Genomic DNA, 8,067 nt, shown 5'->3' with positions numbered 1-8,067 from the left:
AAAAAGCCCCCATGCTTTTCAGCACAGGGGCTCTTCGTAGAATGTGGCGGTGAAGAAGGGATTTGAACCCTTGATACGATTTCTCGTATACACACTTTCCAGGCGTGCTCCTTCGACCACTCGGACACTTCACCGTTTCTCTTCAAGCCGTACGGCCTGTCGAGGTGCGCTAATTTAGTGAAAGACGTTTCCTTTGGCAAGCATTTTTTTCAGTTTTTTCATGCATTTGCATCCGGCCGTCGGCAGCGGCTGACTGGCCGGTCAGCCTTGCTGCTTTACCTGGCCTGCGCCGCTGGGTAACGTCAGCGCCACGCCAACAAAAGGACTCTGCCATGAGCGAGCTGATCACCTACCATGCCGAAGACGGCATCGCCACCCTGACCCTGAACAATGGCAAGGTCAATGCCATCTCGCCGGAGGTCATCGACGCGTTCAATGCAGCACTTGATCGCGCCCTCGAGGCCCGGGCGGTGGTGATCATTACTGGGCAGCCAGGCATTCTGTCGGGCGGCTACGACCTGAAAGTCATGACCCGCGGCCCCAAAGAAGCCATCGAGTTGGTCACCGCAGGCTCCACCCTGGCGCGCCGTCTGTTGTCGCATCCGTTTCCAGTGGTGGTGGCCTGCCCAGGCAGCGCCGTGGCCAAAGGGGCGTTCCTGCTGCTGTCGGCCGACTACCGCATTGGCGTCGAGGGCCCGTACAAGGTGTGCCTGAACGAAGTGCAGATCGGCATGACCATGCACCACGCGGGCATCGAACTGGCCCGTGACCGCCTGCGCCGCTCGGCCTTCCACCGCTCGGTGATCAACGCCGAAGTGTTCGACCCCCACGGGGCGGTGGATGCAGGCTTTCTGGACAAGGTCGTGCCCGCCGAGCAACTGATGGATACCGCCTTGGCTGCAGCACAAGCGCTCAAGCAGCTGAACATGCTGGCCCACAAGAACACCAAGCTCAAGGTCCGCAAGGGCCTGCTCGAAGCCTTGGACAAGGCTATCGAGCAAGACCAGCAACACATGGGGTGACCCCATCACCTGCACAGATCGCCCACCCAATCTACACCAAGGTTTGCCCCGGCCAGTGCACAGTCGTACACTGCCGGGCGACTGTCTGGTGTGAGTCGTACCATGCTTTACGTTCTTCGCATGTTCCTGCTGGCGCTGCATTTTCTCGCCGTTGGCGCCGTGGGGCTGATCATTGGCCTGTGCCGCCCGTTCAACCCCGACAACAGCCGCGTGTTCGCCCGGCTCTACAGCGTGCCGGCCACCTGGCTGATGCGCCTGAAGGTCCAGGCTCAGGTGGGGCCTTTGTGGGATCAGCCGCCTGGCTGCGTCATCATCGCCAACCACCAATCCAACTTCGACCTGTTCGTCCTGGGCCAGGTGGTTCCGCAACGCACCGTGGCCATCGGCAAGAAAAGCCTGGGCTGGATTCCGCTGTTCGGGCAGTTGTTCTGGCTGGGCGGAAACGTGCTGGTCGACCGCAAGAACGCCTATCAGGCCCGCAAGGCGCTGCAAAAGACCACCCGCGTCCTGCAGAACGACACCTCCATCTGGATATTCCCTGAAGGCACACGCAACGCCGGTGAACAGCTACTGGCGTTCAAGAAAGGCGCATTCCACATGGCCATCGAGGCCGGGGTACCCATCGTACCTGTGTGCGTGAGCCGCTATGCACACCGGCTGGACCTCAACAGCTGGCGCCGCCGGACGGTGATCGTGCGCTCCTTGCCCCCCATTGCCACCACCGGCATGACGCAACAAGACCTGCCTGCGCTGATCGAGCAGTGCCGCACGCAAATGCAGCAGTGCATCGACCGGATGGAAAACGAACTGCCCTGACCCGTTGCTCTCGCGCCCGCTACAGCCCAAGCTGTAAGGCATGTTCAACCACAAGAAAGCGGGCAGTCATGGGGCGAGTCGTGGCAGCGGCGGTATACAGCGCCGGCAGGAAGGTCACCAACATCAGTATCGATGAAGGCAGCGAGTGGGCACGCAAACCGGGCCACTTCGTGTGGATCGGGCTGGAGGAGCCCGACGCCGAAGCGCTAGCCAACCTGCAGCGCCAGTTCAACCTGCACGAACTGGCCATCGAAGACGCCCTGGAGAAGCACAGCCGGCCGAAGCTGGAAACCTTCGGCGACGCCTTGTTCATCGTCACCTATTCACCGGTGCGCCAGCAGGGTCGGCTGGAGTTCATCGAAACCCACATCTTCGCCGGTACTGGCTACGTAATTACCTGTCGCAATGGCCATTCCAAATCCTATGCCCTGGTGCGCGAGCGCTGCGAAGCACGGCCGTTGCTGCTCGAACACGGGGAGGACTTCGTGCTGTATGCGCTGCTGGACTTCGTTACCGAAAACTACCAGCCAGTCAGCGAGGCGATTCACGGGGAGATCGAAGCGCTGGAGCAGAGCGTGCTGGGCGGTTCGCTGCTTGAAGCCGACATCCGTCGCCTGCACAGCCTGCGGCGCGATCTGCTGCGCCTGCGCCGCTATGTGGCGCCCATGGTGGAAGTGAGCGAAGAACTGCAGCGCCTGAGCTTCCCCTTCATCGACAAGAACATGCGCCCGTACTTTCGTGACGTCCAGATCCACGTGACCCGGCAGATGGAAGACCTGGCCGGGATTCGCGACATTGCCAGCCAGACCATCGAGATCGGCATGCTGCTCGAAGCGTCTCGCCAGAGCATCGTGCAGCGCAAGTTCGCCGCCTGGGCGGCCATTCTGGCCTTCCCCACTGCCATTGCCGGCATCTACGGGATGAACTTCCAGAACATGCCCGAGCTGAGCTGGCACTACGGCTATTACGTGGTCCTGGGGGTGATCGCGGCCGGGTGCACAGGCCTGTTCGCCAGCTTCAAGAAATCCGGCTGGTTGTAACCAAGATAGGGGTCACCGGGCGACCCCTGCCCTGTCAGGCCGCGTTGTGCTTGCTGGCCGGTTGCTGGATGAAACGCAACATCCATTCGCCTACCACGTCACCCTGATGTTCGGTGGCGAGGCTGGCGACGGCCTGCTGGTAGACCTCATCGCCTAGATGCGCCTGGCGTGCGTCGAGCAAGGCCCGGGAGTAATCGTGTACGAACTCCGGGTGGCCTTGGAAACACAGCACCTGATCGCCGATGCAATACGCGGCGTTGGGGCAGAAATCACTGGACGCAATGACCGTGGCGCCTTTGGGCAATTCGGTCACCTGGTCCTGGTGACTGATCAGCAAGGTCAGCTCCGATACTTGAGGTTGCATCCATGGTGCACGCGCTGCCAGTGAATAACGGTGCACGCCAACGCCCCAGCCCTGCTCCGCCCGCTCCGCTTTGCCACCCAAGGTCAACGCCAGCAGCTGGTGACCGAAACACACACCCAGCAGCTTCTCACCCCGGTCATACAGCTTGAGCAGATAAGCCTTGAGCGTCTGGATCCAGGCATCGGAACCGAACGAATCGGCCTTGCTGCCCGTCACAAGGTAAGCATCGAACTTAAGGTCATCGGCGGGATATTCACCGTTCATGACGTTATAGACACTGAACTGTGCTGTGATCGGCTGACGGGCGAAGAGCTGCTCGAACATCCTGCCGTAGCCTTCGTACTGCGCCGTCAATTCCGGTCGCAGAACATCGGTTTCAAGGATGCAGATGCGTAACGACATAGGGATAGTCCTGAACGACATGGATGGAAAACAGCTATAGAGCGTGACGCGAAAGGGACGTACAAGCAAGAGGGTCGCGCAGACGAACGGTGCTCTTTGGGCCGAGACGGCACAAAAACACCCAGCCTGTCTAGGTGAAGCCTATCAGCGCCATGGCTTAGTGCTTTAAAACGAAATGTTATAGGCCGCTGGCAGTTAGAACAAAGGGTTCTCAATACTGAATGATGTACGCCCTACTGTTGCAGTATGTCCACATTCATGAGGCAAGCCGTGCCGGCGCCAGTAGGGGCCATTGCGATCGACCCGACGCGTGACAAGGAAGCCAACGGTATCTAGGAATAACAACAAGAAGGCGGTCCGCCATGTTCAGACAATCGAAACTTCGCCAAGCTGGGCTCATTCTTTTCGCAACCACGCTGTTGCTGATAGTGCCAAACCTGACACGCCTGTTCGGCTAAGGCGGGTGGTGGCGGTAGCAGGCGGCATAGCGGTAACCTGCTGGCCCTGATGGCCGGAGTATCCCATGCGCCCATGCATTGCCTTGGCAGCCTTGCTGTCGTGCCTGCCGCTTTCGGCGGCCCAACTGCACCTTGAACTTGGCACTGGCCAAAAGCAGTGGAGCAGCGAACAGTTGCTCGCACATCCCCAAGCCAAGACGGTGGACATTAGTGAGGACGTTTCCTATAAGCGCCCCATGCGCTATCGCGCAGTGCCCCTCGCGGCGCTGCTCAACGGTGTGCAGCCTGAGGACCACCTGCAGGCCATTGCAGCCGATGGCTTTGCGGCAGAAATGCCCGCTGGCCCTCTGCTTCAACCCGGCCCGGCGCAGGCCTGGCTAGCCGTCGAAGACCCAGCCGCCCCTTGGCCGCCCCTAAGTAAGGGAAAACCGAGTGCAGGGCCGTTTTATCTGGTGTGGACGGCGCCGCAAGCAAGCGGCATTCGCCCCGAACAATGGCCCTTTCAGATTTCCACGATCCGTAAGCTAGCGTCTGTCGAGCAGCGCTTCCCGGCGTTGCTGCCGGACCCCGACCTGCCGGGCGACAGCCCCGTGCGACAAGGCTTTGCATTGTTCCAGCAGAACTGCCTGGCCTGCCACCGTCTGAACGGTGCAGGGGATGCGCAGGTAGGGCCTGATTTGAATGTGCCGCACAACCCGACCGAGTATTTCCAGCCGGGTTACCTGCGCATGCTGATTCGGGACCCACAACGCTTGCGGCAATGGCCCCAGGCGAAAATGCCGGGCTTTGCCCAAAGCGTGCTGAGTGATCAGGAACTCGATGCGCTGTTGGCCTACCTGCGGCACATGGCCACGCGCAAATCCTGAGAAAATCGGGCCGCAGGGCGGCCCAATGGCCTAGGCCGTGAGGCGCTCGTGCTTGACCCCCCACCCCTCCACTTCGCCGCCATACGGCGTGACAACCTGTTCGAAGGCCTCCTCGAAGTCGCCAATGCCACCGTGGGTGGCGAACATGATTTTACTGAGTTCCAGGTGCCAGGCACCGTCGTCGAGTTCGGTCACCTGAGCGTTAAGCGACTCGCCACGAAACTCCCCGGCTGCGCGGCGCGCAGCGGCTTCATCCGGAAAAACGGCATAGAACTCGATGGGGTGGATCTGGGTGAAATCGAAGCCACCTGCCTTCATCTGGCGCAGGACGTTGCTGCTGATATCGTCGTGTTGGCTGCTCATGAATCGTCCTCCTGAATAACGCAGTGGATAGACTTTCCGTGCACGGGCACCTGCCCCAAATCGTCGGGCAGTTCGAGCTGATACAAGACGCGGGTGGGAACGGTGCCGCCTGCGCAGCCGGCGGGCACCTTCATGCAGCGTAGTGCCCAGGCGGACGCTACGCAAACCGTGAATCAGGGCGCCTCTTCGATGCTGGTAATGGTGACGCCGCTGTGTTCTTTCAGCCAGCGCGCCGTGGGGGACACCGCGCGATCCTGAAAATCGTTGAGGTCCAGCTCATCCATGACCGGGAACAACCGCGTGCGGATGGCACGGGCGGCGTCTTCCTCGCTGGGGCGATGTTCGGCCTGCAGCACAATCGAGGTAGGTGCGCCTTTCTGGTCGGCAAAGATGACTTCCCACTCTTTCATCGAACGAGCCCTCTCAATCAAACGACACCTTATGCGATGCCTGAATAAATGACATTGGCCCTTGGGGAATGTTCAGAAAGTTGAACACCCGTCGACCCGAGCCGCCAGGTAGCGGCTCGGGTCGGGGTGTAAACAGGGTTACTTCGGCGTGCCGTGCACCACCCCTGCCGTGTTGTCCAGCAAGCTCTTGGTGGCCGTCTGGATGTAGGCTTCGAGCTGCTTGAGCAGCTGCGGCTGGTCGGGGCTTTCGATGAGCTCGGCCTTGAACTCGCGACCCAGCTGATAGCGGTACAGGCGCGGGGTCATGTCCTTGGACTCGATCAGGATACGGTCGCCCTGTACCAACCCCACGATCTGCTCGCTACCCGAAGGCTTGATCATGCCGATGCCTGGGTCGCCCTCAGGCAGGTTGAGCAAGTCGCGCCCCCAGCACTGATGGCGCGTCTGGCCGCCCAGGCGACCCATGATGGTCGGCACGATATCGACCTGGGTGCCCACGGTGTGGTTGACCGCACCGAATTTCTCCTGGATGCCCGGGGCGATCAGCAGCAGCGGTACGTTGAACCGCCCCAGGTCCAGTTCGGTGACCTGTTGATGGTTGCCGAAACCATGGTCCCCCACGATCACGAACAAGGTGTCCTTGAAATAGGGCTCCTTGCGCGCCTTCTCGAAGAACTGGCCCAAGGCCCAGTCCGAGTAGCGCATGGCCGTCAGGTGTTCATCCAGGCGGCCTTGCCCGGTGACCTTCTCCACCGGCAGGTCCTTGGGCAGGGCGTACGGCGTGTGGTTGGACAGGGTCTGGAGCAAGGCATAGATCGGCTTGCTGCCATCGTGCTTGGCCAGTTCCTGGTTGCCGCGGTCGAACATGTCCTGGTCGGACACGCCCCAGGTCGGGTCGGAGAACACCGGGTCGACGAAGTCCTGCCGGCCGATGAAAGTGGTCATGCCCTGGTTGCCGAAGAACCCGGACTGGTTGTCCCAGGCGAAGTCGCCGTTGTAGACGTACACGTCGTCGTAGTCGCGGGCGCTGAGCAAGGCCGGCAGCCCGGACAGCTTGTGACCGCCCTCCGGCGTCTGCATCAGGTACTCGAAGCCGGGCAGGTTGGGGAAGCACGCCATGGTGGCGAACATGCCCTGGTGGGTGTGGGTGCCGTTGGAGAAGAAGCGGTCGAACAGCAGCCCTTCCTTGGCCAGCTTGTCGAAGTAAGGGGTGATGTTGTTGGGGCTGCCCAGCGCGCCGACCGAATGGCCCGCGAAGCTCTCCATCAGGATCACCACCACGTTCTTGATGGGCAGGGTGCCCTCGGCCGGCGGCAGGAAGTCGCGGCGCACGGCCGCTTCGTCGGCATCGACCAGGGTGTCATGGGGGGTCAGCAGTTGCTGGCGCACGGTCTGGGTCGCCAGGTTCTGCTCCAGCACCGGTTTCCAGATGTTGGCGCGGTCCTCGCCAAAGCGGCTCTTGGCGGCGTCGATCAGGGTCAGGGTGCCATTGAGGCCCAACTGGTTGACGAAGTTCGAATCGGTGGTGAACGCATCACCCCAGCGCATGGGCGGGCCTTGACGCAGGGTGCCACGGGCGGCGATCACGGCCACCAACAGGATCACCATGAACACCGCCAGGCGGTAATACCATGCGGCCACCGGCTGGGTGCCGATGCCCCTGGTCAGCCTGTCGACACCCTTGAACAGCAGGCTGAGCAGCCAGGTCCCGAACACCCAGGCCAGCAGGTAGCGCACCACTGGGAAGCCGTACCAGAGCATGCTCATGACGGTCTTGGGGTCTTCCTTGATGTACTGGAACACCAAGCCGTTCAAGCGCTGGTGGAACTCGCGATAGAAGTCCAGCTCCATCAGGCCCAGGAACATCACCACGCTGGCGGTGAGCGTCAGCCAGAAACGGAATACGCCCCGCCGGGCCATGGCCCAAGGGCTGAGCAGCGCCAGCAGCAGCGGAATGCTGATGTACACCACCACCCGAAGGTCGAAGCGCAGGCCGTTGACGAACCCTTCGGCGACCGTGGCCGCTGGCGTGTCGCCAACCATGTCGCTGTTGTAGACCAGCAGTGCCAGGCGCACGAGGCTGAGCATCAGCATGATGACCAGCGCGCTGAGCAGCGTATAGGCCAGGTGGGATTTGAGGGTCGGCGAGAACGGCGCTCGCGCGCGCCATTGCTTCAAGGCGTCCGGGTTGGCCATGAACAGGAAGGTCCTAGAAATGCGGTTTGCGAAGAAGGCGCTGGCGCAAGACCAGCGCAGCATTGTGCGGGTGCGGATTCTGTTTAATTCATTGTGAAAATTTTGTCACGGCCTGGATTGCCTCTGTCGC

The 8,067-nt window shown here is 61.3% G+C and carries 8 protein-coding genes and 1 tRNA gene; 4 read left to right on the top strand and 5 right to left on the bottom strand.

Features of this window, described 5'->3' with window-relative positions; translation table 11 throughout:
* Positions 1-44: 44 nt before the first annotated feature.
* Positions 45-134, bottom strand: a tRNA-Ser gene (locus tag ACK59L_RS17390).
* Positions 135-332: 198 nt separating this feature from the next.
* On the opposite strand from ACK59L_RS17390, the gene ACK59L_RS17385 reads away from it, so the two are divergent.
* From ACK59L_RS17385 to ACK59L_RS17375, 3 genes are all read left to right on the top strand, one after another.
* Complete coding sequence (locus ACK59L_RS17385) at positions 333-1,022, top strand: crotonase/enoyl-CoA hydratase family protein (protein WP_409274989.1); 690 nt, start codon at positions 333-335, stop codon at positions 1,020-1,022.
* 102 nt (positions 1,023-1,124) lie between these two features.
* Positions 1,125-1,838: a 1-acyl-sn-glycerol-3-phosphate acyltransferase gene (locus ACK59L_RS17380; RefSeq protein WP_058605794.1), complete on the top strand. Its 714-nt coding sequence runs from the start codon at positions 1,125-1,127 to the stop codon at positions 1,836-1,838.
* Between the two features lie 68 nt (positions 1,839-1,906).
* Positions 1,907-2,878: a magnesium and cobalt transport protein CorA gene (locus ACK59L_RS17375; RefSeq protein ID WP_058639729.1), complete on the top strand. Its 972-nt coding sequence runs from the start codon at positions 1,907-1,909 to the stop codon at positions 2,876-2,878.
* A gap of 34 nt (positions 2,879-2,912) precedes the next feature.
* Here ACK59L_RS17375 and ACK59L_RS17370 read toward each other — a convergent pair whose 3' ends face one another.
* Positions 2,913-3,644 (bottom strand): amidotransferase, encoded by a 732-nt coding sequence (locus ACK59L_RS17370; protein WP_196137099.1) that lies wholly within the window; start codon positions 3,642-3,644, stop codon positions 2,913-2,915.
* A gap of 523 nt (positions 3,645-4,167) precedes the next feature.
* Here ACK59L_RS17370 and ACK59L_RS17365 point away from each other — a divergent pair.
* Positions 4,168-4,968 (top strand): c-type cytochrome, encoded by an 801-nt coding sequence (locus ACK59L_RS17365; RefSeq protein ID WP_409274986.1) that lies wholly within the window; start codon positions 4,168-4,170, stop codon positions 4,966-4,968.
* Between the two features lie 30 nt (positions 4,969-4,998).
* Here the strand turns inward: ACK59L_RS17365 and ACK59L_RS17360 are convergent, their stop codons facing one another.
* From ACK59L_RS17360 to ACK59L_RS17350, 3 genes are all read right to left on the bottom strand, one after another.
* Positions 4,999-5,331, bottom strand: a complete 333-nt coding sequence (locus ACK59L_RS17360; RefSeq protein ID WP_023535326.1) for a ribonuclease E inhibitor RraB — start codon at positions 5,329-5,331, stop codon at positions 4,999-5,001.
* Positions 5,332-5,504: 173 nt separating this feature from the next.
* Positions 5,505-5,741, bottom strand: coding sequence for a hypothetical protein (locus tag ACK59L_RS17355; RefSeq protein ID WP_023535304.1), 237 nt, complete (start codon positions 5,739-5,741; stop codon positions 5,505-5,507).
* A gap of 138 nt (positions 5,742-5,879) precedes the next feature.
* On the bottom strand, positions 5,880-7,937 hold the full coding sequence (locus tag ACK59L_RS17350; RefSeq protein ID WP_182139838.1) for an LTA synthase family protein: 2,058 nt from the start codon (positions 7,935-7,937) through the stop codon (positions 5,880-5,882).
* Between the last annotated feature and the right edge of the window lie 130 nt (positions 7,938-8,067).

Origin of the sequence: Pseudomonas sp. KCJK9111, assembly GCF_046231935.1 — a bacterium.
Lineage (GTDB): Bacteria > Pseudomonadota > Gammaproteobacteria > Pseudomonadales > Pseudomonadaceae > Aquipseudomonas > Aquipseudomonas parafulva_B.
The sequence above is the reverse complement of the archived record's forward strand: the minus strand, read 5'-3'. Positions and strand labels throughout refer to the sequence as shown.

Bases quoted from the DNA above. Each gene is read 5' to 3' on its own strand.
- ACK59L_RS17385 (WP_409274989.1), top strand. From the start codon at position 333: ATGAGCGAGCTGATCACCTACCATGCCGAAGACGGCATCGCCACCCTG.
- ACK59L_RS17380 (WP_058605794.1), top strand. From the start codon at position 1,125: ATGCTTTACGTTCTTCGCATGTTCCTGCTGGCGCTGCATTTTCTCGCC.
- ACK59L_RS17375 (WP_058639729.1), top strand. From the start codon at position 1,907: ATGGGGCGAGTCGTGGCAGCGGCGGTATACAGCGCCGGCAGGAAGGTC.
- ACK59L_RS17370 (WP_196137099.1), bottom strand. From the start codon at position 3,644: ATGTCGTTACGCATCTGCATCCTTGAAACCGATGTTCTGCGACCGGAA.
- ACK59L_RS17365 (WP_409274986.1), top strand. From the start codon at position 4,168: ATGCGCCCATGCATTGCCTTGGCAGCCTTGCTGTCGTGCCTGCCGCTT.
- ACK59L_RS17360 (WP_023535326.1), bottom strand. From the start codon at position 5,331: ATGAGCAGCCAACACGACGATATCAGCAGCAACGTCCTGCGCCAGATG.
- ACK59L_RS17355 (WP_023535304.1), bottom strand. From the start codon at position 5,741: ATGAAAGAGTGGGAAGTCATCTTTGCCGACCAGAAAGGCGCACCTACC.
- ACK59L_RS17350 (WP_182139838.1), bottom strand. From the start codon at position 7,937: ATGGCCAACCCGGACGCCTTGAAGCAATGGCGCGCGCGAGCGCCGTTC.